Annotated in this window: 23 protein-coding genes; 18 read left to right on the top strand and 5 right to left on the bottom strand. The window is 59.1% G+C overall.

Annotation, left to right across the window (positions count from 1 at the left end):
• Positions 1-12: 12 nt before the first annotated feature.
• Both JIN84_RS04570 and mnmG read right to left on the bottom strand, forming a co-directional pair.
• Positions 13-1,722 carry a DUF885 family protein gene (locus JIN84_RS04570; protein ID WP_200349824.1) on the bottom strand — a complete coding sequence of 570 codons (1,710 nt, stop codon included), beginning with the start codon at positions 1,720-1,722 and terminating at the stop codon, positions 13-15.
• Positions 1,723-1,774: 52 nt separating this feature from the next.
• Positions 1,775-3,649 (bottom strand): tRNA uridine-5-carboxymethylaminomethyl(34) synthesis enzyme MnmG, encoded by a 1,875-nt coding sequence (gene mnmG, locus JIN84_RS04565; RefSeq protein WP_200349823.1) that lies wholly within the window; start codon positions 3,647-3,649, stop codon positions 1,775-1,777.
• Positions 3,650-3,865: 216 nt separating this feature from the next.
• Here mnmG and JIN84_RS04560 point away from each other — a divergent pair, with 216 nt between their 5' ends.
• The 13 genes from JIN84_RS04560 (at position 3,866) to rseP (ending at position 15,946) form a co-directional block, all read left to right on the top strand.
• On the top strand, positions 3,866-4,429 hold the full coding sequence (locus JIN84_RS04560) for a DUF6580 family putative transport protein (protein WP_200349822.1): 564 nt from the start codon (positions 3,866-3,868) through the stop codon (positions 4,427-4,429).
• Between the two features lie 29 nt (positions 4,430-4,458).
• A complete protein-coding gene (pdhA, locus tag JIN84_RS04555) occupies positions 4,459-5,535 on the top strand; it encodes a pyruvate dehydrogenase (acetyl-transferring) E1 component subunit alpha (RefSeq protein ID WP_200349821.1) in 1,077 nt (358 codons plus the stop codon).
• Between the two features lie 48 nt (positions 5,536-5,583).
• Entirely contained in the window at positions 5,584-6,570 is a 987-nt protein-coding gene (locus tag JIN84_RS04550; RefSeq protein ID WP_200349820.1) for an alpha-ketoacid dehydrogenase subunit beta, read from the top strand.
• A gap of 214 nt (positions 6,571-6,784) precedes the next feature.
• Entirely contained in the window at positions 6,785-7,183 is a 399-nt protein-coding gene (locus JIN84_RS04545; protein ID WP_200349819.1) for a hypothetical protein, read from the top strand.
• A gap of 140 nt (positions 7,184-7,323) precedes the next feature.
• Positions 7,324-8,640 (top strand): pyruvate dehydrogenase complex dihydrolipoamide acetyltransferase, encoded by a 1,317-nt coding sequence (locus tag JIN84_RS04540; RefSeq protein ID WP_200349818.1) that lies wholly within the window; start codon positions 7,324-7,326, stop codon positions 8,638-8,640.
• Between the two features lie 360 nt (positions 8,641-9,000).
• Positions 9,001-9,645, top strand: coding sequence for an SDR family NAD(P)-dependent oxidoreductase (locus JIN84_RS04535; RefSeq protein ID WP_200349817.1), 645 nt, complete (start codon positions 9,001-9,003; stop codon positions 9,643-9,645).
• Positions 9,646-9,794: 149 nt separating this feature from the next.
• Entirely contained in the window at positions 9,795-10,079 is a 285-nt protein-coding gene (locus JIN84_RS04530) for a hypothetical protein (RefSeq protein WP_200349816.1), read from the top strand.
• A gap of 62 nt (positions 10,080-10,141) precedes the next feature.
• Positions 10,142-10,891 carry a carboxylesterase family protein gene (locus JIN84_RS04525; RefSeq protein ID WP_200349815.1) on the top strand — a complete coding sequence of 250 codons (750 nt, stop codon included), beginning with the start codon at positions 10,142-10,144 and terminating at the stop codon, positions 10,889-10,891.
• 166 nt (positions 10,892-11,057) lie between these two features.
• On the top strand, positions 11,058-12,449 hold the full coding sequence (locus JIN84_RS04520) for an NfeD family protein (RefSeq protein ID WP_200349814.1): 1,392 nt from the start codon (positions 11,058-11,060) through the stop codon (positions 12,447-12,449).
• Positions 12,446-12,940: an NfeD family protein gene (locus JIN84_RS04515; RefSeq protein WP_200349813.1), complete on the top strand. Its 495-nt coding sequence runs from the start codon at positions 12,446-12,448 to the stop codon at positions 12,938-12,940. Before JIN84_RS04520 ends, JIN84_RS04515 begins: the two co-directional genes overlap by 4 nt.
• Positions 12,933-13,934: a flotillin-like protein FloA gene (gene floA / locus JIN84_RS04510; RefSeq protein WP_200349812.1), complete on the top strand. Its 1,002-nt coding sequence runs from the start codon at positions 12,933-12,935 to the stop codon at positions 13,932-13,934. Before JIN84_RS04515 ends, floA begins: the two co-directional genes overlap by 8 nt.
• A gap of 21 nt (positions 13,935-13,955) precedes the next feature.
• Positions 13,956-14,459, top strand: a complete 504-nt coding sequence (locus JIN84_RS04505; RefSeq protein ID WP_200349811.1) for a hypothetical protein — start codon at positions 13,956-13,958, stop codon at positions 14,457-14,459.
• Positions 14,460-14,533: 74 nt separating this feature from the next.
• Complete coding sequence (gene rseP, locus JIN84_RS04500) at positions 14,534-15,946, top strand: RIP metalloprotease RseP (RefSeq protein ID WP_200349810.1); 1,413 nt, start codon at positions 14,534-14,536, stop codon at positions 15,944-15,946.
• Between the two features lie 63 nt (positions 15,947-16,009).
• Here the strand turns inward: rseP and JIN84_RS04495 are convergent, their stop codons facing one another.
• The gene (locus tag JIN84_RS04495; protein ID WP_325099555.1) at positions 16,010-16,864 is read right to left on the bottom strand and encodes an HNH endonuclease; all 855 of its coding nucleotides are present in this window, start codon (positions 16,862-16,864) and stop codon (positions 16,010-16,012) included.
• 23 nt (positions 16,865-16,887) lie between these two features.
• On the opposite strand from JIN84_RS04495, the gene JIN84_RS04490 reads away from it, so the two are divergent.
• Positions 16,888-17,136: a hypothetical protein gene (locus JIN84_RS04490; protein WP_200349809.1), complete on the top strand. Its 249-nt coding sequence runs from the start codon at positions 16,888-16,890 to the stop codon at positions 17,134-17,136.
• On the top strand, positions 17,126-17,482 hold the full coding sequence (locus JIN84_RS04485; RefSeq protein WP_200349808.1) for a hypothetical protein: 357 nt from the start codon (positions 17,126-17,128) through the stop codon (positions 17,480-17,482). Before JIN84_RS04490 ends, JIN84_RS04485 begins: the two co-directional genes overlap by 11 nt.
• Positions 17,483-17,526: 44 nt before the next feature.
• On the opposite strand, the gene JIN84_RS04480 is transcribed toward JIN84_RS04485, so the two are convergent.
• Complete coding sequence (locus tag JIN84_RS04480; RefSeq protein ID WP_200349807.1) at positions 17,527-17,925, bottom strand: hypothetical protein; 399 nt, start codon at positions 17,923-17,925, stop codon at positions 17,527-17,529.
• A gap of 25 nt (positions 17,926-17,950) precedes the next feature.
• Entirely contained in the window at positions 17,951-18,859 is a 909-nt protein-coding gene (locus tag JIN84_RS04475) for a LysR family transcriptional regulator (RefSeq protein WP_200349806.1), read from the bottom strand.
• Between the two features lie 121 nt (positions 18,860-18,980).
• On the opposite strand from JIN84_RS04475, the gene JIN84_RS04470 reads away from it, so the two are divergent.
• Genes JIN84_RS04470 through JIN84_RS04460 form a run of 3 tightly spaced genes read left to right on the top strand, consistent with a single transcriptional unit; the run spans position 18,981 to position 24,663 of the window.
• Complete coding sequence (locus JIN84_RS04470) at positions 18,981-20,117, top strand: efflux RND transporter periplasmic adaptor subunit (protein WP_200349805.1); 1,137 nt, start codon at positions 18,981-18,983, stop codon at positions 20,115-20,117.
• A gap of 21 nt (positions 20,118-20,138) precedes the next feature.
• Complete coding sequence (locus JIN84_RS04465) at positions 20,139-23,297, top strand: efflux RND transporter permease subunit (protein WP_200349804.1); 3,159 nt, start codon at positions 20,139-20,141, stop codon at positions 23,295-23,297.
• A complete protein-coding gene (locus tag JIN84_RS04460; protein WP_200349803.1) occupies positions 23,290-24,663 on the top strand; it encodes an efflux transporter outer membrane subunit in 1,374 nt (457 codons plus the stop codon). The genes JIN84_RS04465 and JIN84_RS04460 overlap by 8 nt, the downstream gene beginning before the upstream one ends.
• The last annotated feature ends 27 nt before the right edge of the window (positions 24,664-24,690 follow it).

The raw sequence follows: 24,690 nt of genomic DNA, 5'->3' as shown, positions 1-24,690 counted from the left end.
GCTGGAACTGGTTCAATCCGCGAAACGCCAGTCTGGTTTCCACGATTTCGGGAGTGATTCATTCTTCAAAGCAGCTCGGATCATTTGGATCGGAATGGGGCCTTGCGTGAGAATCCGATCGTGGAATTGACGGAGAGTGATCGCCTCCTTTGAACCGGGGCCGGTAAGTTCCTTTTGCAACGCATGGAGCTGGAGACCGCCGATCATGTAGGCTGCTTGATAAAGCGGGCCATAGGCCGGACCGACGTAACGGCGTACTTCCGCCGTGGCGGCGCTGCGTTCGTGACCGACTTTCTCCACCAAAAAATCAATCATCTCTGAAGTGTTCATTTGACCAAGATGGAATTTCAAGCTGACAATGACACGTGCGCAACGATGCATACGCCAGAAAAGCGCCCCCACTTTTTCCTCGGGAGTGGCGGTGTATCCTTGATCCCAAAGCAGCATTTCCCAATGAAGCGCCCAGCCCTCGATCAAAAACGGGGTGCGGAAGGGTGAACGGTAGCCGGAATGCCGACGCCCCATGAAAGCCTGCAGATGGTGCCCCGGAATCAGTTCGTGAGGTGTGACGATATGGAGAAACGCATAAGCATTTCCCCGCATGGCTTCCAGTTTGTCCACATGATCCATCGCCTCATGGGCATACGCCACCATGATGCGCGGCTGCCCATACACCGCATAAGGAAGACTTTTTTGTGCCTGTGGGCTGAGCATGGATATGCCCCAGCTTTCTTCCGCAAGTGGAGGGATGGTGACCAAGTCGCGTTCTTTCAGGAAACGGATGGCTTTCGAGGCGATTTCAAGTGTCTGTGCCGCCTGGCCACCCGCCGGGATGTGATGACTTTTCACTTTCTCAAGGGCTTCAGCAGTAGTCTGGCAGCCAAGATCGGTCGCGGCTTTTTTCATTTCCGCTTCGCACCAGGCGAATTCCTTCTCCGCAATGGCGATGAGTTCTTCCGTGCTGTAGGGAATCATCTGGGCGTCCAGCGAGCTGCGGAGGGAGGCCGCACCGATGGGATCACCGACAAGCGGGTCGTCGGGTTCCCCTTTCTGCGCCGCGATGTCTTTCTTCAGGAAAGAGGTCAGGGCATCCAAGTCTGACAGCAGTTTGCGGTAGGGCTGTTCGTTCCACCAACGGAAATCAGGCTGGAAGCCATCGTAGAATTTGTACCAACCGTCGATCTTATCCCGCAACTCATCGATGGCGGCCACCGCGCGCAGGGCCAAGCCGGGGGTGGGCCGGAGCGAATCGGCGGGCGCATCCTTCGCACGACCGGCATCAAGCTGTTTGCGCAGTTCCTTCAAACCAACGGAAGCTTGGGTCAGTGCGGAGGCTGATTCTGCGGAATCGGCAAGCTGGCGATCGCCGAGGCCGCGGGCCAGTTCCAGTAAAGGTTCGCTGAAAGCAAGCAGCGGATGGATCTCCTGGAGTTGCGAGCGTTGGAGGAATAGGTCATTCCGGCGCTCCCGGAGGAGATTGCGAAGAAGATGCCAGTCGATCCGGGCCACATTATCCAGTGGTTCATAGTCGATGGATTCCAAGTGCTTCTCCCAATCGTTCAGGAAGCGATCCTCGCGTTCCAACCGGGCGGCGCTCCAGGAGACGGCAGGAGAGATGGCCACATCACGGCTATCCATCTCAAATTCACCGATTATCTGATCCAAACCTACGGCATTGGAAACTATGGTGAGAAGCAGGCTGAAGATGAGGATCAGGCGCATGGGGTAAAGTTTCCAGCCTACGTTTTCAAGAGCGAGGCAAAACAGCGGAGCCTTACCGGACGGCAGGTTCTCTTTCGAGTTTTTCCAACCATATCACCAGAATTGCCAGATCCGCCGGAGTGATGCCCGGGATGCGGCCCGCCTGACCCAAGGTCGCCGGGAGGATCTCACTGAATCGAATCTGCGCCTCTTTTTTCAAGCCATGGATGGTCGTGTAATCCAGCGTCGCAGGGATGCGCCTGCTTTCCTGCCGAGTCATGCGATCGATCTGAGCCTGCTGGCGGACGAGATGACCTTCATATTTGAAATTCGTCTCAATGAGCGGCCAAAGTTCCACGTGGAACTCTGAAAGCAGGTTTTCAGGGAGCGTGTGCCACTCATTCTCACTTCGCCGCAACCATTGATCCAGTTTCACCCCTTCGTGCACTACCTGGCGGACATAAGAATCCGCCCTTTCCAGACCAACCCGTTTTTCCTCCACCCGCCGGACACGTTCACCGCTGGTGAGGCCTATTTCTGTAGCTTTCGGAGTGAGCCGGAGATCCGCATTGTCCTGGCGCAGGAGCAGGCGGTATTCTGCCCGGCTGGTGAACATGCGATAGGGTTCGGTGCAGCCTCGCGTGACCAGGTCGTCCACCATCACGCCGAGGTAGGCCTCGTCGCGGCCTAGGACAAACTCCGGTTTTCCAAGGGCTTTAAGCGCCGCGTTTGTTCCTGCGATAAGCCCCTGCCCGGCCGCTTCTTCGTAGCCGGAGGTTCCGTTGATCTGGCCGGCAAAGTAAAGACCCTCGATCTTTTTCGTCTCCAGTGTATGGCGGAGCTGGGTGGGTGGACAATAATCATACTCAACCGCATAGCCAGGGCGGAGGATCTCACACTTTTCCAGCCCCACGATAGATCGCAGAAAATCGAGCTGCACCTCGTAAGGCAGAGAAGTTGATACGCCATTGACGTAGTATTCGAGGGTATGACGTCCTTCAGGCTCAAGGAAAACCTGATGACGTTCTTTTTCCGCGAACCGCACCACCTTGTCTTCAATGGAGGGACAATACCGTGGCCCCACTCCCTCAATCACCCCACAATACATGGGCGACTGGTGAAGATTTCCCGCGATGATCTCATGGGTGCGGGGGTTGGTGTAAGTGATCCAGCACGGCATTTGTTCCACGTGGAACATTGGATCCCCCCAAGGATTGAGAGTGAACAGGTCATTTTCGCCCTTTTGAAGCGTGTCTGCCATGAAACTGAACCTAGGAACGGGGGTGTCACCATCCTGGCGCTCACATTTGGAAAAATCAATGGATCGGGCATTCAAGCGGCAGGGCGTTCCGGTTTTAAAGCGTTCCACTTCGAAACCCAGCCGTTTAAGCGATTCGGACACGTGAGAGGTAGCATCCCCCATCCGTCCTCCCTTCTCGTTACGGAGACCGACATGCATGAGGCCTCCCATGAAAGTCCCGGCGCTGAGAATCACGGACTTCCCGGAAATCTCCATCCCCAGTGAAGTAACAACTCCCGTGATGTGGTCGTCCTGCACCAGAAGTTCAGCCACGTTTCCCTGGTGGATTTCGACTCCGGGCATGGCCTCGAGTTCGCGTTTCATGCGAAACTGGTATGCCTTCTTATCGCACTGCGCGCGTGGGGCACGCACGGACGGACCCTTCGAGGCGTTAAGCATGCGCCATTGAATCCCCGTGGCGTCCGTATTCAATCCCATCACACCTCCCAAAGCATCGATTTCACGGACCATATGGCCTTTGGCAAGACCACCGATGGCCGGGTTGCACGACATCTGGCCGATTGTGTCGAGGTTCTGGGTGAGCACGGCCACCTCCGCACCCATGCGTGCGGCCGCCATTGCGGCTTCCACACCAGCATGACCGGCACCAATCACAATCACATCGTAGCACTTGGGGAATCGAAACATCTTTGGAGACCCACAAGGTAACGCCGGGGTCGCCACACTCAAGCCCCGAAAAAATCATCGAATGTTCCACGTGGAACATTGATCATTGCTACTTCCTCCCACCGAGTCTCTGCTCCAGCCTCTTGAAAAATCAGAATGTCAGACATGAAAAAACCTTTTGTGACCCGGGATTTTGGTCTAGCCGTGTCCGTAAAAATCCACAATTCTCTGCGGGTCATGCAACGCTACCTGCCACTCGGTCTGATCGTCGGACTGCTCATCGCATTCCGGTTATTGGGAAGCGCGCTTCCTGAATCCCAGCCTAATTTCCAGCCGTTGGCGGCATTGTTTTTTTGTGGTGCCATGCTGGCATCCGGGTGGCGTGGTTTCGCCATTCCCTTCGGCATTTGGGCCGTGACCTACTTCTTCGCCAAAGGGCCCGTTACCGATCTCCCCATTTTCGCCACCACGCTCCTGGCATACGTTGCTGTATTTTTCATGGGTAAGGCACTGTCAGGTCAGAGTTTCCCAAAGCTTCTTGCGGGGTCTCTTGCATCCGCCGTCATCTTCCACCTCATCACCAACGGTGCCGCCTGGATCGGTGATCCCATGTATGAAAAATCCCTCACGGGTCTCTGGCAGTCGCTCTGGACCGGACCCACCGGTTCCACGATTCCTTCCTGGGTCTTCCTCCGTAATTTCGCGGCGGCGAACGTCCTCTTCACCGCCATCTTCATCGGAGCCCAGCTCCGCCTGCCCAAACCAAAGGTTGCCGCCGCCCAACCGGTGCTCGCCAAGTAAATCATCCCTCCCCTTTTCCCAAGCCAATCATGATCAGCGCCAGTCCAACTCCACTCGATTTCGCCAGCTCGCCCATCAATCAATCGCTGACTCCACAGCGCAAGATCGAGCTCTACACGCAAATGGTCCGTATCCGCCGGTTCGAGCAGGCTGCGCTGAAATTCTACAATGCTGGCAAGATGGCGGGTTTCCTCCACCTCTACATCGGTCAGGAGTCCGTGGCCGTTGGCACGATCTCCCTCGGTGGAGCTGACGATCATTTCATCACCGCATATCGCGATCACGGTCACGCTCTCGCCGTCGGCATGGGAATGAACGAATGCATGGCCGAAATGTTCGGCAAACAAACCGGTTGCTCGAAAGGCAAGGGCGGTTCGATGCACTTCTTCGCGCCCGACAAGAATTTCTGGGGTGGTCATGGTATCGTCGCCGGTCAGACTCCGCTCGGCCTCGGCCTTGCATATGGCCTGAAGTATCTCGGCCGCGAAGGTTGCTGTCTCTGCTATCTGGGTGATGGCGCGGTCAACCAAGGCGCTTTCCACGAATCGCTCAACATCGCGGCGCTTTTCGGAATCCCCGTCGTTTACGTCATTGAAAACAACGGCTACTCCATGGGCACCTCGCAAAAGCGTTCTTCCGCCTACAATGGCTGCCTCGCCCAACGTGCCGAAGCCTACGGCATCGAATGGGATGTGGTGAACGGTTCCGATGTTTACGAAGTCCGCGCCAAGGCACACATCGCCATGGAACGTGCGCGCAAGGAGCACAAGCCCACCGTCCTTGAAATCGACACCTACCGTTACTACGGCCACAGCGTGGCGGATGCGAACCACAAGAAATACCGCACTCCCGAGGAAATCGAAAACTACAAGAACAACCATGATCCCATCATGGTCTTCGAACGCAAGCTGCTTGAGGAAGGCGTGCTTAACGATGACTTGGTCAAGTCCATCAATGATGCCGCGAAAACCGAAGCCGCGGCTTCCGCGAAATTCGCCGAAGAATCACCCGCCCCAACCATCGCGGACATCAGCACCGACGTTTACTGGGAGTCGGACAACAACACTCCCGCTTCGCAAATCGGACAACATTTCTTCAACGACTGATCCGGTTCTTCCATCCACCCTCCGCAATTCCAATTCCGAAAATTTTCCATGTCACGCATTCTCACTTACCGTGAAGCCCTCCGCGAAGGTCTCGACGAAGAACTCGCCCGCGATCCCAATGTCGTCCTGATGGGCGAGGAAGTCGCCCAATACAACGGTGCCTACAAGGTCACCGAAGGTCTTTGGAACAAATGGGGCGACAAACGCATCGTCGACACCCCCATCTCCGAAGCCGGTTTCATCGGCATGGGCATTGGCGCCTCCATGCTCGGTGTCCGTCCCGTCATGGAGCTCATGTTCTGGTCCTTCCACTCCGTCGCTTTCGACCAACTCGTCAGCAACGCCGCTTGCGTCCGCTACATGTCCGGTGGCCTTTGCAACTGTCCGATTGTTGTCCGTGGCCCTGCGAACGGCGGCACCGGCGTGGGAGCCACCCACTCGCACATTCCGGAAGGCATGTTCGCCGCGTTCCCTGGCTTGAAGGTTTGCGTCCCCGCCACCCCCGCCGATGCGAAGGGCCTGATCAAGGCCGCCATCCGCGACAACGATCCGGTCTACTTCATGGAGAACACCCTGCTCTATGGAACCACCGGTGAAGTGCCGGATGTCGCCGATGGGGATCACGTCGTCCCGCTTGGTGTCGCGGACGTCAAACGCGAAGGCAGCGACATCTCCCTCATCGCCCACGGCCGCTCCGTCATCCACTCCCTCGCCGCTGCGGAAATCCTCCAAAGCGAACACGGTATCAATGCCGAAGTCCTCGACCTGCGCTCGATCCGCCCTCTCGACGTGGATGCGATTTTGAAAACAGTGCGGAAAACCAACCGCGTTGTCCTCGTTGACGAGTCCAAACCATTCGGTGGTGTTTCCGCCATGGTGGCGATGCTCATCCAGGAGCAGGCGTTCGATTATCTGGATGCTCCGATCAAGCGCGTCTGTTCAATCGATGCACCAGCGATTTACTCGCCACACATTGAGCATGAGCAACTTCCAAATCCACGCCGTATCGTGGAGAAGGTGCTCGGCATGCGTTGATCCATCTGTTTCTGACAAAGACGGCGGGGCCAAACTTCCCGGGTCCCCGCCGTCTTTTTTGTTGCCAACTCACCATGCCGTCCTAGCATCTGTTTTATGTTCCTACGTATCACAACTCTCATCGCTGCGGCAGCTGCGGCGCTGTGTCTGGCCTCCTGTTGCTGCATGTTTTAAAAATACCACTCATTTCCCTCTCCATAATTAACTTATCATCATGAAAAACCTCCTTCTTTGTGCCTCACTTGTCGCCGTTTCCCTCGGTTTCTCCTCCTGCTGCTCCGATTACGGCTTCACCAAGCAATTCGCCGGCTACCGGACCGAGACCCGCCAGGTGAAAACCTGCCACTACGACACCGTCACGAAGGAAGTCGTCGTCCCAGGCCAGGACGGCAAAGGCGGCATGGTGCAGACCATCGAGGAAAAAGTGCCACGCTACAAGACCGTCACCAAGCGCGTCGGTATCAAGCGCGTTGCTTGCACCCACTATTACTGCCCGGAGAAAAGCGCATGCGGCACCACTGCCGAGTCCACCCTCAAGTTGGCAAGCGCCCAAGGTTCCGTCGGCAGCCCGAACCTCGGCCTGGTCCCAACCATGAAGCCGATCGCTCCTTGAGCTGAACCAGCACGATTTCCAAGCGCGGCGGAGACACTCACTCCCCGCGCTTTTTTTGTCCTCCAATTCTCCCCGTAAAAAGGCTGGAAATGCCCTGACTTTTTCCCATTCTCAATCCGACTCCATTCCCTATCAATACCATGTCTGTGAACATCGAAATGCCTAAACTCTCGGATACCATGACCGAGGGAACCCTCATCAAATGGCACAAACAAGTCGGCGACACTGTCGAAATTGGTGACATTCTCGCTGAAGTCGAAACCGACAAAGCCACCATGGAGATGGAGGCCTTCGATGATGGAGTCATCACCGAGATTCTCGTTCAAGAGGGTGAAAAGGCCGTGATCGGCGGAATTCTCGCCGTGCTTGATGGGGATTCCAGCGGTTCCGCCGCTCCTGCTCCCGCATCACAACCAGCCGCGGCATCCGCACCGGCCGCCGCCGAATCCGCTCCCGCACCTGCGACAGCCGCCTCGCCCGCGACCACCACTCCTGACGCCACTCCTTCCGGAGACCGCATCAAGGCCTCACCGCTCGCCCGCAAGATCGCGGCCGAAACCGGCGTGGATCTCTCAACCGTCAGTGGTTCCGGACCAGCCGGACGTATTGTGAAAAGCGATGTCGAATCCGCCACCGCATCTCCAAAAGCGAAGGCATCCACCGAAGCATCCGCCGCCGCCGCTCTCGCAGCCTCGGCAAAATCCAAAACCGCAGCTCCTGCCGCGCCGGCACCCGCCGCTGCCGCCATTCTGCCCACCGCGAAAGAAGGCGATGAACGCATCGAGCTTTCCTCCATGCGCAAGGTCATCGCCTCGCGTCTGCTTACTTCCAAGACGACGATCCCACATTTCTACCTCCACCTCGAGGTCGACGCGGCACCGCTCATGGCCCTCCGCGCACAGGTCAACGCCCAGGCGGAAAAGACCCACGGCAACAAATATTCCGTCAACGACTTCATCCTCAAGGCCGTCATCAACGCTGCCGAAGCGGTTCCTGCCGTGAACGCTTCCTACGCCGGTGACCACATCGTGAAATTCAAGCACGTCGGCCTTTCCGTTGCCATCGCCGTGGAAGATGGTCTCGTCACCCCGGTCATCAAACAAGCCGAGTCCAAGTCTCTGCTCGCCATCTCCCGTGCGGTCAAGGACTTCGCCGTCCGGGCCAAGGACAAAAAACTCAAACCGGATGAGTTCGACGGTGGCACGATCACCGTCTCGAACCTCGGTGCCTGGGGAATCGAGTCATTCGATGCCATCGTGAACCCGCCTCAGGCCGCCATTCTCTCCGTGGGTGCGGCGATCGAGAAACCCGTCGTGAAAAACGGCCAGATCGTTCCCGGCCTGCGCATGAACCTCGGCCTCTCCTGTGACCACCGCGTGGTCGATGGTGCCGTGGGAGCCGCCTTCCTGTCGGAAATCAAGAAACTCATCGAGCAACCGGCCCTGATGCTTCTCTGAGCGGTTCGAACATCAGATCACATCAAAGGTCCCATCGGTCTCATCTGGCTGATGGGACCTTTCCGTTTCAGCAGTTGTTCACCCCTCCACATGCTCTTCTCTTGATGAATTCTTCATTTTTGAACCTATAAGATCATCTTCTTAATACTGTGAACAACTCTCCAAAACGACCGTTCCCCAGCTCAACCATGCGGGTTCCACGGAAAGAACAAGTTGGGGAACAACCTGTATGACTTCTCAATGAGTCGCCATTTTTCAAACCTGAAAAAATTCCCCACCAATCATTCCTAGGTTATTCACAGCTTTTTCCGGACTTCTTGATACTTGCTCCCTGGAGCCGGATCCGCACACCCTTTTCCAGTGAAACAACTCGTCATCACCGGAGGCAGCGGAGGATTGGGAAACGCGATTCTTTCCGAATTTCCGGAATCCGCGTGGAAAATCTTCGCACCACCCCGTGACGAGCTCGATGTAGGCGATCCAGAAGCCATCAGGCGGATTCTGACAGCGCGGACGGCGGATCTTTTCATCCACTCCGCAGGCATCATCAGGGACGCTCCCCTGCTCCGGCAGGACGAAAATGCGTGGGACGAGGTGATGGCGGTCAATTACCAGGGAGCAGCCGACTGTGCGGCGGCCCTTCTTCCCGCGATGATCCGGCGCGGAGCGGGTCATCTTGTCTTCATTTCCAGTTATTCGGCCCTGCACCCGCCTGTCGGGCAGGTGGCGTACGCGACTGCGAAAGCGGCATTGCTGGGGCTCGTGAACTCGCTGGCGCGGGAGAATGGTCGGCATGGCATCCGCGTGAACGCCATTCTGCCAGGGTTTCTTGAAACCAGGATGACCCGGGCCGTCACAGACCGCCGCAAATCGGCTATTTTGGAAGACCACGTGCTCGGTTGTTTCAACACGCCCGGAGCGGTCGCCAAATTCATCCGACACCTCCATGACGACCTCCCGGCGGTTTCGGGCCAGATTTTCCAGTTGGACAGCCGTGTTTCGTAACGGGATCGGTATTGCACTGTCATGAAACCATGCGTTAACTGGCGGCTCCAACGTTCGAAAACCCAACGATTTTTTTCCAAGAGGAAACGAGATACGGGCGAAACCTGGTAAAAACCAAAAAATCAAAAAACCACACCTGACAACCATCGATGAAAATCTCCAACAACAATTTCGCCAACGAAGAAGTCGTGCTTGATTTCCATGAGTACGAATCCTGCCAGTTCACCAACTGCCGCTTCGTTGTTCTCGGATACGGTCCCTTCGCCCTGAACCAGTGCGAGGTCGTGAACTGCGAATTCACGTTTGCCGGCCCTGCCGCCAGCACGATCCAAACGATGACCACCATCTATCACAACATCGGCGAACAAGGCAAACAGCTCATCGAAGGCACCTTCGACAGCATCCGCAACGCCGGCGCGAACAAGCCAGCCTGAGACACCTCACCCACGGGCTCCGGATCTTCAAAAGTCCGGAGCTTTCTTTTTAAAACCCGGTCATGAAATCCATCCTCGCCGTCTCGTTGTTAGGTTGCTGTTTATCCACCGCCGCGGACCTTCAGGCCCTCGAATGGAAGGCGAAGGATGGAACGGTGGTGAAGTACCGCTGGAGCGCTCCGGAAAAAATCGAAGCCGGAAAGACCTACCCTCTGGTACTTTTCCTCCATGGTGCGGGCGAACGTGGCACGGATAATTCCGCACAGCTCAAACACGGTGTCCGTGCCATTTTGAACGGCGCGGAAAAACTCGGCCAGCCCATCTTCCTCATCGCGCCACAGTGCCCGCCCGGGCGCTGGTGGTCCCCCGCGAGCCTCGAAACCGGAGAACTCACCGAAGCGGACAAACCGAATGCGTTGGTGGACGCGGTGATCGATCTCACGAAAGACACCGAAAAAAAATTTCCAGTCGATCCCAAGCGTTTCTATGTGACCGGAATTTCCATGGGGGGGTTCGCCACATGGGACGTGCTGGGTCGGGAATCGAAACACATCGCCGCCGCCATTCCCATCTGCGGCGGCGGTGATCCCGGACTTGCGAAACGCTATGAAAAAACCCCGATTTGGACTTTTCACGGTGAAGCGGATCCCGTTGTGCCGGTGAAAACCACCCGTACCATGGTCGAGGCCCTCGAAAAAGCGGGAGGAAAACCGAAGGTCACTTATTACCCAGGGGTTGAGCACGACTCGTGGACCCAGACGTACGATAACATCGAGGTCATCCGCTGGCTGTTCGAGCAGCGGTTGAAATAACTCCCGCTCAAAGCCGCCACTGGGCCGCAGCAGGTCTCTTCCGATGTCCCCATCGGACCTATCGATTGGAAAATTACCGGGATCTTCCACCAAGCGTGAGCTTGTAGACACGGTTCATTCCGGACATGTTGTTTTCGTGAGCCGGAGACTTTTCAGCATTTTGGCGATGGCGACAGTACTTCTGTCGGCCATCTCGCTCCGTGCCGCCGATGGGGAGGCCCAACCGGCACCAACGAAAAAAGTCGTGGTCATTCCGATCCGCGAGCAGATCGCGAAGCCGGAACTGTTCATCCTGCGCCGGGGACTGAAGGAGGCCATCGAGCAAAACGTGGACACCATCGTGCTCGACATGGAAACGCCTGGGGGAGAACTGGACGTCACGTTTGAAATGCTCAAGGCATTGGAAAAATTTCCCGGAAAAACCGTCACTTACATCAACCGCGAAGCCATCTCCGCAGGTGCGTTGATTTCCGCAGGTACCGACGAAATCTATTTCGCGCCCGGCGGGGTGATCGGTGCGGCGGCTCCCGTGCTTTCTTCCGGCGGGGAAATCGATGAGACGATGCGCCACAAGATTGTCAGCTATCTGAAAGCCCGCGTGCGTTCCATCTCGGAGGGCAAGGGCTACCGGGCTGATGTCATTTCCTCGATGATCGATGTGGACTCCGAGTTCAAGATCGGCGAGCACCTGATCAAGGCGAAAGGCGAGCTCCTCTCGCTCACCGCCCAGGAGGCGACGAAGTCTTATGGAGATCCCGCGCAGCCGCTCTTGGGCGTGGGCATTGAGGAAAATCTCACCGATCTGCTGGACCGGCTCCACGGAGCCGGGAACTATACAGTCCGCCAGCTGGAAGTCACATGGTCGGAAAAGCTCGCCCAGTACCTCACCAGCATCACACCGCTGTTGCTTGGTCTCGGCATGGTCTGCCTGTTCATCGAGTTCAAGACGCCGGGGTTCGGCTTCTTCGGAGTGGCGGGTCTTTCGCTGTTGGCCGTCATCTTTTTCGGACAGTTCGCGGCGGGTTTGTCCGGACATGAACCGGTGATCTTCTTCTTGTTGGGAGCGCTGTTGCTTGCGGTCGAGGTGTTCTTTTTCCCAGGGATGATGATACCCGCCGTGGTGGGTGCCGCATTGATGCTCGGTTCGCTTGTGTGGTCCATGACAGATCTATGGCCGGGTGAGCCGATTCCGCTTTCCAGCGGCGCCCTTGTCCGCCCTCTGGTCAATGTCGTGACCGGCGTCGCCCTGGCGGTGGTGATTTTCCTCGCGATTTTGAAGTTCCTTCCCCGTGGAGGATTGTGGGGAAACATGGTCCTCGATGCCGCGGTAGCTGGTGAACCGGGCGGGGTGCGCCCCCTTACCGGTGGCGGATCCTCGCCTTCCGCGCTCCTCGGCGAAACAGGCGTGGCCGTCACAGGATTGTTTCCCAGCGGACAGGTGGAAATCAATGGCCGACGCTACGAGGCGCGGGTTGCGATCGGACATGTGGATGCAGGGGTGCCTGTGAGGGTGACCCGGGTCGAACAGTTCAGCCTGAAAGTGGAGGTGGTTTCATGAGCCTCATCATCCTGTTGTTCACCCTTGGCATCCTGTTCCTTGTGGTGGAGGTCATCATTCCCGGAGCGATTCTCGGCAGCATCGGAGGTCTGCTCATGTTCGCCGGGTGCGTGGTCTCTTTTGTCACTTATGGAAACAGCGGCGGGCTGCTCGCCGTCCTGACGGCTTTCACGATCGGCGGGCTGGCGCTGTTCATCGAATTCCGCATCCTGCCCCGGACGAAACTGGGCAGGCGCGCGTTCCTCACCAGTGAAATCACCGGTGTTTCAGCCGCCTTGGGAGAGGAAGCCCGGGAACTCGTGGGAAAATCCGCGGAAGCGCTCACCATGCTGTCACCCAGCGGCTACATCCTCGTGGATGGCTCCCGTTACGAAGCTTTCTGCCAGTCAGGCCAGGCACCCGCGGGTTCCATTCTACAAGTCACCGGAGCGGATAATTTCCGCCTCATTGTCACCATGACCCATCCAACCGACCATCACTCCCATGCTTGAAGTATCCACCATCGTCCTCATTGTCATCGTCATCCTTGGCCTGCTGATCTTCGGCATCGTCATCTCGTTCTTCAACGTCTGGTTGCGGGCGTGGCTTGCGGGAGCCTATGTCGGGTTCACCGATCTCGTCGCGATGCGCCTGCGCCAGGTGCCCTACGGCATGGTCGTGGACTCGCGCATCACCGCGCGCAAGGCCGGCATTGAGATCCCTATCAACGATATCGAGGCACATTTCCTCGCCGGCGGAAACGTCATCCCCACCATCCAGGCGCTCATCGCCGCCCGTAAGGCGGGTATCGAGCTGGATTGGGACCGCGCGTGCGCCATCGACCTCGCAACCAAGGGATCCGGAAAAAGCGTGGTCGAGGCGGTCCGCACATCGGTCGATCCGAAAGTCATCGACTGTCCGAATCCCGCCTCCGGACGCACCACCATCGACGGCGTGGCGAAGGACGGCATCCAGGTGAAAGTTCGCGCCCGCGTCACCGTGCGGACGAACCTCGACCGCTTCGTCGGCGGTGCGAAGGAGGAAACCATCATCGCGCGTGTCGGTGAAGGCATCGTCACGACCATCGGCTCCGCGGCCAGCTACAAGTCGGTGCTGGAGTCGCCGGATTCCATCTCCAAGGTCGTGCTCCACCGGGGGCTTGATGTGGGGACCGCTTTCGAAATTCTGTCCATCGACATCGCGGACGTGGACGTGGGTGAGAACGTCGGCGCGCAACTCCAGGAGGCCCAGGCCGAGGCGAACAAGAACATGGCGCAGGCCCAGGCCGAAATCCGCCGTGCCGCGGCTGTCGCCCTGGAGCAGGAAATGGTCGCCCGTGTCGCGGAAATGAAGGCGAAGGTCGTGGAGGCGGAGGCACAGGTGCCGCTGGCGATTTCCGAAGCCTTCCGCAGTGGAAAACTCGGCGTGATGGATTATTACAAGATGGAGAACGTCAAAGCCGACACCCAGATGCGGACGAACATTTCAAAGACGGAAGGCGCCTGATCTCCCTCACCCTTCTTGGCCATGGACTGGATATTCGATCACTTCCAACTTGTCGTCGTCGCGGTGTTTGTCATCGGGTCGCTGGTGAAATCCGTCATCGAAGGCAAGCTGAAGCGTGGCGACGATCAGGCAGGTCCGTGGCCTGAAGCGGAGGTCCCGTTGGACGAGGACAAAAGCTACCGCAAGCCGGTGGCCGATACCGCTCGCCCATCAAAACGCGCGGCCAATCCTCCCCCGCTGCCCGAACCGGGATACGAGACCGCGGTGGCGGACGAAAGGGCCAGGGCGCTCAAGCACCAGCGGGATCTCGCCGAGCGCCTGCGCCAGATTCGGGAAACCAAGGCCACCACCACCGGTGGCGCGGCGGCCACCCGGGCCCGGGTCGAGGCGAAGTCCGCGAAAAAAAGTGCGAAGAACCAGCCGATGCGGCCGCTCTCCGTCCGCGACCGGCTTCGGGATCCCGCCGAACTCCGGCGCGCCTTCGTGATGCGCGAGATTCTCGACCCGCCCGTAAGCCTGCGCTGATATTTTTTAAGAAATTTAATGAACTTGCCGGAAGGTCCGGCAACGCTAAGTTCCCGCTATTCTAGCCCCGAAACATGTCCGCCATTTTCAGTATTCTTGAGGTGATCCTGCTCATCTTCGCCGTGGTGATGAGCTTCAACATCATCATCTTCGTCCACGAACTCGGCCACTTCCTCGCCGCCAAATGGCGCGGCCTCCAGGTGGACCGCTTCCAGATCTGGTTCGGCAGGCCCATCTGGAAAAAAGACATCGGCGGAGTGCAGTACGGGCTGGGTTGGATTCCCGCCGGTGGCTTCGTCGCGCTGCCGCAGATGGCGTCTATGGAGTCCATCGAAGGCACGAACAACGAGAGAAACCCCCTCCCGCCCATTTCCCCTCTGGATAAGATCATCGTTGCCTTCGCCGGGCCGCTCTTCTCCATGCTGCTGGCGTTGCTGGCCGGCGTCATGGTCTGGGGGATTGGAAAACCGAAGGATTTCATCCCGACACAGGTCGTGGGTTATGTCGTTGAAGGCGGACCCGCGCATCAGGCGGGCATCCGTGAGGGGGACAAGATCCTCGCCATCAACGGCCAGACCGTGAACGGTTTCCAAGGTACGCTGGACAGCATCACCGAGGGCATTGTCCTCAGCAAAGGCAAACAGATTGAATTCACCGTCGCCCGCCCGGGTGTCGCCGAGCCACTCAAGATCACATCCGAGTTCAAGACACAGGAGACCAAATGGTTCCAACGCTCGGGCCTGCGCCAGGTTGGCATCGGTCCGGAAGCCGAGTTCATCGAAATGGGGCATGCGGTCAAAGGAAGCCCTGCTGAGAAGGCCGGCTTCAAGGAAGGCGACAGGCTCGTCACCATGAACGGCCAGTCGTACAAGAATGCGGATGGGGTGGTGAAGGCCATCAAGGCCGGAGGCACACAGCCCATCGTCTTCGAAATCACCCGGGAGGGGAAACCGCTCACGATCACCGTCTCACCGGTGGTTCCGCTGTCGCCGCCGGGCAAGGGTCCCATGCTCGGCCTTTCCTTCTACGGTTCTCCCCACATCGAGCAGCAGATCGTCCATCCAGGTCCTGTATCGCAGGTTTCCGACAGCCTGCGCATGATGTGGACCACCGTGACGAGCGTGCTCTCGCGGGATTCCAGCATCGGCGTAAGCCACCTCAGCGGCCCCGTGGGCATCGCCAAGCTCCAATACCAGCTGCTCCAGACGGACGACGGCTGGCGCCGCATCCTGGCCTTCATGGTGCTTTTCAACGTGAACCTGGCGGTGCTCAACATGATGCCTTTCCCGGTGCTCGACGGCGGGCACATCACCCTCGCCATTCTGGAAAAGATCTTCGGTCGCCCGGTCAAAGCGAAGCCGTTGGAAATTCTTCAGACCGCCTGTGCCCTCGCCCTCATCTCCCTGATGCTCTTCGTCACCAGCAAGGACATCGGCGACAGCTTCGGGAACGACGCGCCGAAGGGTGAGGAAGTCGTGTTTCCGTGAGGAAGTCGTGTTTCCTTGATTCACCTACAGTCCGGCGAGAACCGGGAAGGACACCTTGGGAGTTCACCTGCGGAAAATTTCCGTACGGTGGGTCGCAAGAAATTTCAACTCTGGAAACACCGCATCATCCGGCAGATGCAGTATTTCCCGTTCGTAAGCTCCGAAGTTTTCCGCAACGGCGCGTTTAGGAAGTTCCCCCTTGAGTTCGCTGGATAGCACAAGACGCAAATCGTCGTCGAATGTGATCAGCCCACGATCAAATGCGGTATCATGGAGTCGGGAAAGGGAAAGTCCGTTGCGGACGTTCAGTCGCTCGGAGACGTTCCTTCCCCACGGCAGAATGTGCGAGGCGACCAGAAGTTCGCGGACGGCAAGTTGGGTGATACCGCAACGGCCGCCGAAGTTGTTTAATACGGCATCCCGGAAGTACTCTTGGCCCCTTCTTTGCTTCACCGTGGCGACGACGTCCGTGGGACCACCCGGAGGGCATTTGACCACCCGGAATCCCTCTTTCGGAAGCACCTCCAAATGATCGGAATCGGACACCTCAAGCAGATTTCGCAGAGCTTCCTCGCTCGTAGGAACCACTTCTTCCGGGTTCTCATGAAATTCTTTCCAAACTTCGCGGTCAAGATTGCTGGCTCCCTCCAATCCTCTGATGCCGCGTAGCTTCAACGCGGGGTCCAGCGACGCAAAATTACACAATTTCATGGCAACGCTGTTTGCACCACGCCCGAGTCTTTCCGCCAGTGCGATGACGGCGGGTTGTTTGGAGTGGAGCAGGCCGAAGGTCAGTTTGTGATAGAGATTGAGTGCGACGAAGAGTTCATCGCGTTTCCATCGAACGGAAGGTGACCGGGCCATGCGGTCAGTGTTCCAGGCTTCGGAAAAATTTCCAGCTTGTCGTTTGGTGATCACCTGGCCAGGTAATCTCGCCAGATATGGCAAAAAATTATCAGATTACGTTGGGTGAACTGGATCTCGGGCAGCTGCTTGGCGGTTTGGAGGCGCGCATGGAGTCATGGGAAAGAACCGCGGAATACCTGAGGGACGGGTGCATTCCGGATAACGGGGATTTCCTCATTGAGGAATGTTCGGATGTGGAGGAAGCGGAGAAGGTCGCGGAGCATTTCCGTTCGATCATCGACAACATCTCCAAGCAAATGGAGGCACAGAACGGTGCAAGCTGATCAAATTCCATGGCTCGAACCGGATTCTGCGGCGGTGTTTGCAGCGGCGATGTCTCTTTGGACCGCCTGCCATGCGGAGCAGAAAAGAATCCCGACCTTGAACCTCGGTGCCTGCTGCAACGGAATGGACCAACTGATGAGGGAGGTCATGCGGATAGCGGAGGTGTTTGAAAAATGGGCATGCGGGAATGTTCTGTTTGAGCGGCTGGATGATGTATGGCCCTACATGATGCAGGATCGATTCGGAGCGGCTTGCCTGCACCTTATGGGGGCGAATGATCTGGCAGGTTTTACGCAGGCAGATTGTGCGAGGGTGGCGTTGTGGCTCGGATTGCCGATCCGCTGACGGGCCTGATAACAGGCTTCGACATGGTGGACACAACGGATCCCCTATCGCGAGAGATCCTTCACGCTCCGCTTCCGTTCGATGAGCTGGCCTTGCGGGCCGGAGGTGATTTCCGCACGGCAGAGGACCTCCCCGATCCGGCTCCACGTGATGACGAGCGCTCCGTCGGAGCCAAGGCCGACGGCCGGGTTGTACATGTAGCCACCGCCATTGCCGTCGCCGTAGGGATCGCGGAGGGTGAGGCGGGATCCGCCTACCGTTAGATCGAGACGGGTGGCCTCTCCGTTGTTCTGCTCGTCGTAGCCGGTGACGGTCACGGCATCGAGGGTGTTGTCGTTGCCGAAGTCGAGCGAGTTGACGTAGCGGTAGGTGACTTTGCCGCCACCACCGGGAATGGCGGCGCACGAAACCAACAGAAGCGGGAGGACAAGCAGGAACTTCATGGGGAGATAGCAGGAAAAATGCTGTTCAAGCCACGTGGCTGCTTGTCACGAGTTCCCGGCCTTCCAGCAGCTCGATGAAGTGTTTCACGTGATGGGACGCGGAATTTTCCTGCCAGACGGCCCACATGTGGAAGTCGAGGTTGGCGGTGGAATCCAGCGGCAGGATGACCACGTCCTGGTTGCCCAGATCCAGTACATGAGGGAGGAAGGAAATGCCTTGGTCGGCGGCGATGAGCGTGACCATGGAGTCGAAGCCTTCGATCTTCCGGTGTTTGGTGGGCTTGGCGCCTTCCGCGGTGTAGATCTGGCAAATGGCTTCCTTATGCCCGGACTTTCCGTCGCCTCCCACGCAAAGGAGGGTTTCCCAACGGAGATCCTTGAGCGCGACCGATTCACGTGTGGCCAGCGGGTGCTGGCGGGAGACGGCGACGCCGAAGATGGAGTGGACCACGCAGAGGCTGCGGAGGTAGGGGTAGCTCTCGACTTCCTTGCCGTACGCGAAGCCGATGTCGATCTTGCCCGATGGCAGCGAACGAAGCTGTTCGGTGGGAAGCATCTCCACGAACTCCACTTCCACGCCCGGATATTTCTGATGAAAAATCTTGAGTGTCTTCGGCAGGAAATCCGTGGCGATGATGCCGACGCTGCCGATGCGCAGTTTGCCCCGGTGGCCGGATTGCGCGTCATGGGCCCGCTCGATGGCGTTGCCTGCCAAAGCCAGGAGCTGCTGCGAATCCTCCAGGAAAATCTCGCCCGCCTTGGTCAGGGAGACATTCACCGTGTCGCGGTGGAGCAGTTTTACGGAGATCTCATTCTCCAGATCCTTGATCTGTTTGCTCAAGGCGGGGCGGCTCACGTTCAGGCGATCCGCGGCTTTGCGGAAGCTAAGTTCCTCAGCAACCGCCACGAAATATCGTAAATGTCTGAGTTCCATCCCGGCCAGAGTGGTAATCTAAAGTTACCAGCATGGAAACATCAAAGTCATTCCGGTTTTAAAAAAATAGGCGATACCTAATCCACTCGAACGTTCGTTTGAGGGTTCCACGCCATCTCCCATGCGCCCGATTTTATTCCTGCCCCTCTCTGTCATTTGGTTGTGTTTGCCGAGCTGCGGTAAAAAGACCGCCGCCGCACCGCCTGCCATGCCGCCGGCCCACGTGTCGTTCCTGCCTGTGACGAAAGAGACCGTCACCATCACGCGGGATCTGCCGGGACGCATCGATGCGGTGCGCGTGGCGGAAGTCCGGGCGCGTGTCGCGGGCATTCTCCTGAAGAAAACCTTCGAAGAAGGTGCGGAGGTCAAGGCGGGCGACGTGCTCTTCCAAATCGATCCCGCACCGCTCCAAGCCGCCCGCGACAGCGCGCAGGCCAACTACGTGCGTGCCGAGGCAAACGCGAAGCAGACACAAAACGACGACAAACGCTTCCGCGAGCTGGTCGCGGTGAACGCGGTGAGCAGGAAGGAGGCCGATGATTCCGAGTCCGCCGTGGCCGTTGCGTCGGCGGAATTGCTCGCGGCGAAGGCCGCGCTGACCACCGCCGAACTGAACCTCGGCTATGCCACCGTGACGGCGCCCATTTCGGGCCGCATCGGCAAGGCGGTCGTCACGGAAGGAGCGCTTGTTGGCCAGGGCAGCGCGACCCTGATGGCGGTCATCCAACAGCTGGACCCGATTTATTTCGACTTCACCCAATCGAGCGCCGACCTCGTCGCGCTGAAAAAGGCCGGCACCGATGAAAGCAAGGTCAGCCTGCTGCTGGAGGACGGCAGCGCCTACGAACATCACGGCCGCCTGCTTTTCTCCGAGGTGTCGGTGGATCAGACCACCGGCATGGTGACGCTCCGCGCGGAGTTTCCCAATCCCAAGGGTGATCTGCTTCCCGGCCTGTTCGCCCGCGCCCGCGTCGTGCAGGCGGTCAAGGAAAACGTGGTGACGGTGCCCCAGCGGGCGGTCACCCGCGCCACGGCCGGCATGAGCAGCGTGTTGCTGGTGGATGACAAGGACCATGCGGAACTGCGCATGATCCGGACCGCCGAGGCGATAGGTGACAAGTGGGTGGTGGAGTCCGGCCTGGAAGGCGGCGAACGCCTCGTCATGGAAGGCCAGCTCAAGGCCAGGCCCGGTGCTCCCGTGGTACCGGAGCCGTATGTTCCGCCGCAGGAAAAAAGCTCCGACCCGAAGGCACACTGATCCCTCCAACTTTCTAACAACATGGCCCGTTTCTTCATCGACCGCCCGGTCTTCGCTTGGGTGATCTCCATCCTCATCTGTCTCCTGGGGGGCATCGCGATCACGCGGCTGCCCGTCGCCCAGTATCCCAGCGTCGCTCCGCCATCCATTTCGATCACGGCGAACTACGCCGGAGCCTCCGCCGAAACGCTTACCGACACGGTGACCTCGGTCATCGAGCAGCAGCTCAACGGCATCGACAACCTCTTCTACATGTCGTCCGCCAGTGATGCGAACGGCACCGCCACCATCACCCTGTATTTCAAGCCCGGCACCGATCCGGACGTGGCGCAGGTGCAGGTGCAGAACAAGGTGCAGCTGGCGACGCCCAGCCTTCCCGCGACCGTGCAACAGCAGGGCGTGGTTGTCGCCAAGGCGACGCGCAACTTCATGATGTTCATCGCCCTCACGACCGATGACGGCAGCATGGATGCCATCAGTCTCGGGAACTATCTGGCCTCGAACGTGCTCGACCCGCTCCGCCGCGTGCAGGGGGTCGGCGAGGTCATCCAGTTCGGCACCCAGTACGCCATGCGCATCTGGCTCGATCCTGACAAGCTGAACAGCTACGCGCTCACACCCGGAGACGTCTCCGCCGCCGTCGCCGCGCAGAACACCCAGGTGCCCGTCGGCCAGATCGGCCAGCTCCCCGCGGTCCAAGGCCAGCAGCTCAACGTGATCCTTCAAGGTCGTTCCACCCTCCGAGAGGTGAAGCAGTTCGAAGACATCGTCCTGCGCTTCAACACCGACGGCTCCCGCGTGTATCTGCGGGATGTCGCCCGGGTGGAGCTGGGTGGCCAGGAGTATTCCATCAAGGCGAACATCGACGGCAAGCCCACCGGTGCCTGCGCCATCAAGCTGTCCCCCACCGCCAACGCGCTGGACACCGCCAACGCAGTCCGCACCGAGGTGGACCGCCTTTCGAAATTCTTCCCGCCGGGAGTGAAGGTTGTTTTCCCGCTGGACACCTCCACCTTCGTCAAGATCTCCATCGAGGAGGTCATCAAGACGCTCATCGAGGCCATCATCCTGGTGTTCCTCGTGATGTACCTGTTCCTGCAGAACTTCCGTGCCACCCTCATCCCGACACTGGTCGTGCCGGTGGCCCTCCTCGGCACCTGCGGCGTCATGGCGGCGTTCGGCTTCTCCATCAACGTGCTCACCATGTTCGGCATGGTGCTCGCCATCGGCATTCTGGTGGACGACGCCATCGTCGTTGTTGAAAACGTCGAACGGATCATGAGCGAGGAAGGCCTGTCTCCCAAGGAGGCCACCCGCAAGGCCATGAGCCAGATCACCGGCGCGCTCATCGGCATCACGCTGGTGCTTACCGCGGTGTTCCTGCCGATGGCGTTTTTCGGTGGCTCGGTGGGCACCATCTACCGCCAGTTCACGATGTCCATCGTGTCCTGCATGTTCTTCTCCATCCTGATGGCGCTCACGATGACGCCCGCGCTTTGCGCCAGCCTTCTCAAGCCGGTGGAGGCGGGTCATCACCATGAGAAACGCGGATTCTTCGGTTGGTTCAACCGCACCTTCGACGCCACCACCCGCCGCTACCAAGGCTGGGTCGGAAGCCTCGTCAGGCACTCGGCTTCAGGGATGGCCGCGCTCGTCCTCATCTGCGCCGCTGTCGGTTACTACTATCAGAAGATGCCGTCCTCGTTCCTTCCCGAGGAGGACCAGGGCTATTTCCTGACGCTGTTCTCGCTGCCACAGGGCGCCACCGACGAGCGCACCGTCGCCGTGCTCAAGCAGGCGGAGGAATATCTCGCGAAACAGGAGGAGGTGGAGCATTTCTTCACCGTGGCCGGATTCAGCTTCGCCGGTCGTGCGCAGAACTCGGGCCTCGCCTTCATCCGTCTCAAGCCATGGGAAGAGCGCAAGGGATCCCAGCACAAGGTGCAGGCCGTCATCCAGCGCGCCTTCGCGGGATTCTCCGGGATCAAGGACGCCATCGTGTTCCCCATCAACCCTCCCGCCATCCCGGAACTCGGAACCTCGTCCGGTTTCGACTTCTGGCTGCAGGATCTCGGTGGAAAAGGTCACGAGGCATTGGTCGCCGCCCAAGGACAGCTCCTTGGAATGGCCGCGCAGAATCCCAAGCTCGCCGGCGTCCGGCCGGAAGGCCTCTCCGACGCCGCCCAGATGAAGATCGAGCTGGACCAGGACAAGGCGAGCGCGCTCGGCGTGTCGCTTGCGGACATCAACACGACCATGCAGACCGCCTTCGGTTCCAGCTACGTGAACAACTTCGTCAACGGCACGCGCGTGCAGCGCGTGATCATCCAACTGGACGCACCCTTCCGCATGAAACCGGAGGATATCGGCAACGTTTACGTCCGGAACAAGCAGGGCGGCATGGTCGCCCTTTCAGAAGTCACGAACATCAGCTGGACCTACGGCTCGCCACAGCTCCAGCGCTACAACGGCGTGCCGGCGGTGAACATCAAGGGCATGGCCGCCCCCGGCCTCAGTTCGGGCGAGGCGATGAGCGAGATGGAGGCCATGGCCGGCAAGCTGCCGGAGGGCTTCGGCTTCGAATGGTCCGGCCAGTCGCTGGAGGAAAGGATTTCAGGGGGCCAGGCTCCCATCCTCTATGCGGTGTCCATTCTCATCGTGTTTCTCTGCCTTGCGGCGCTTTATGAAAGCTGGTCCATCCCCGTGGCCGTCATCATGGTGGTCCCGCTCGGCATTTTGGGTGCCCTGCTCGCCGCGCATTTCCGCGATCTGCCGAACGACGTGTTCTTCAAGGTGGGCCTTCTCACCACCGTCGGCCTTTCAACCAAGAACGCGATCCTCATTATCGAGTTCGCGCTGGATGAGATCAAGGCGGGCAAGGAACTCATCCCCGCCACCCTGGAGGCCGTGCGTCTCCGGTTGCGTCCCATTCTCATGACCTCGATGGCCTTCGTCCTCGGTGTGGTCCCGCTGGTCATCAGTTCGGGCGCGGGTTCCGGTAGCCAGAACGCCATCGGCACGGGAGTCGCCGGCGGCATGGTTTCAGGAACAATCCTCGCGGTTTTCCTCGTCCCGGTGTTCTTTGTGGTCGTCAGCAAAGTCGTCACCCGCTTCTTTGGCCGTCCCGCCGCCGAAGCTCCCCCTGCAGCAACTCAAAAAGGAGAAATTCACCATGCGTAACTCACTCGCAACCATCTTGGCCACCGGTCTGCTCACGACCTCTTGTTCCTTCATCCCCGCGCTCGACCCCATCAATTCCCCTGTTTCCGGCAAGTTCCCCGGCAAAACCGGCGGGGAAGTCCCGGGTGACATCGCATGGCAGAAGTTCTTCACCGATCCCCGGTTGAAAAAACTCGTGCAGGCCGCGCTGGAAAACAACCGGGACCTCCGCATCGCGGCGCTGAATGTGGAACAAGCCCGCGCCCAATACGGCATTTCCCGCAGCGATCTCTTCCCGACCATCTACGCGGGTGCCTCCACCGAGCGCAGGCGCAGCGTCAATGCGGATGGCGGCGGCGGTTCCGCTTCCGGCAACTATGACGTCAGCGTGGGGCTCTCCTCCTACGAGCTGGACCTCTTCGGCCGTGTCCGGAGCCTGAACCGCAGCGCGCTGGAGAGCTACTTCGGCAGCGACGCCGCCCGCGTCGGCGCGCAAATCTCGTTGGTCGCCCAGATCGCGAACCAATACCTCGCGGAGCGCGCGCTGCATGAGCAGGTCGCTCTTTCCGAGCAAAGTCTCGAGGGCTTCAACTCCGCCTATGACATCGTGAAACAGCGGTTCGACGCCGGTGCCATCTCGGAACTGGATCTCAGCTCCATCGAGGTCCAGCGCCAGACGGCGAAGGCGGACCTGGCGGCCTTCCGCCAGCGCATTCAGGAAGTGAACAACTCGCTCACCTTCCTTTGCGGCGGATCATTGCCGGCGAACCTTCCCGCCGGGCGCTCGCTGGATGAGATCCTGGTTGCGAATGTCCGTGCCGGGGTTCCTTCCGAGCTGCTGTTCCGCCGCCCGGACATCCGCGAGGCCGAGCACCAGCTCCGTGCCGCGAATGCGAACATCGGAGCCGCCCGCGCCGCGTTTTTCCCGAGCATCACCCTCACCACCAACGTCGGAGCCGCCAGCAACAGCCTGTCGAACCTGTTCTCGAACGGGACCGCCACCTGGTTGTTCTCCCCCGCCATCAACGTTCCGATCTTCGACGGCGGCCGCAACAAGGCGAACCTCGACGTGGCGGAGATCCGCAAGGAAATCGAGATCGCCAACTATGAGAAATCCATCCAGACCGGCTTCCGCGAGGTGGCCGACAGCCTCGCCTCACGCACGGGCCTGGATGAACAGATCAGCGCCACCCAGAGCCTCGTCAAGGCGCAGCAGAAGCGCGCCGATCTTTCCAAGGCCCGCTACACCCAGGGCGTGGACAGCTACTTCGAGGTCCTCACCGCGACGCTGGACTACTACACCGCGCAACAATCCCTCATCCGTCTCCGCCTCGCGCGGAACATCAACTCGGTGGGCCTCTACAAGGCTCTCGGAGGAGGTTGGTAAACGGGATCCTCAAAACCGTCCGGACCG

The sequence above is a fragment of the Luteolibacter yonseiensis genome, assembly GCF_016595465.1.
Classification (GTDB): domain Bacteria; phylum Verrucomicrobiota; class Verrucomicrobiia; order Verrucomicrobiales; family Akkermansiaceae; genus Luteolibacter; species Luteolibacter yonseiensis.
Note: the sequence above shows the minus strand (reverse complement) of the source record. Positions and strands in the feature narration are given on the sequence as shown.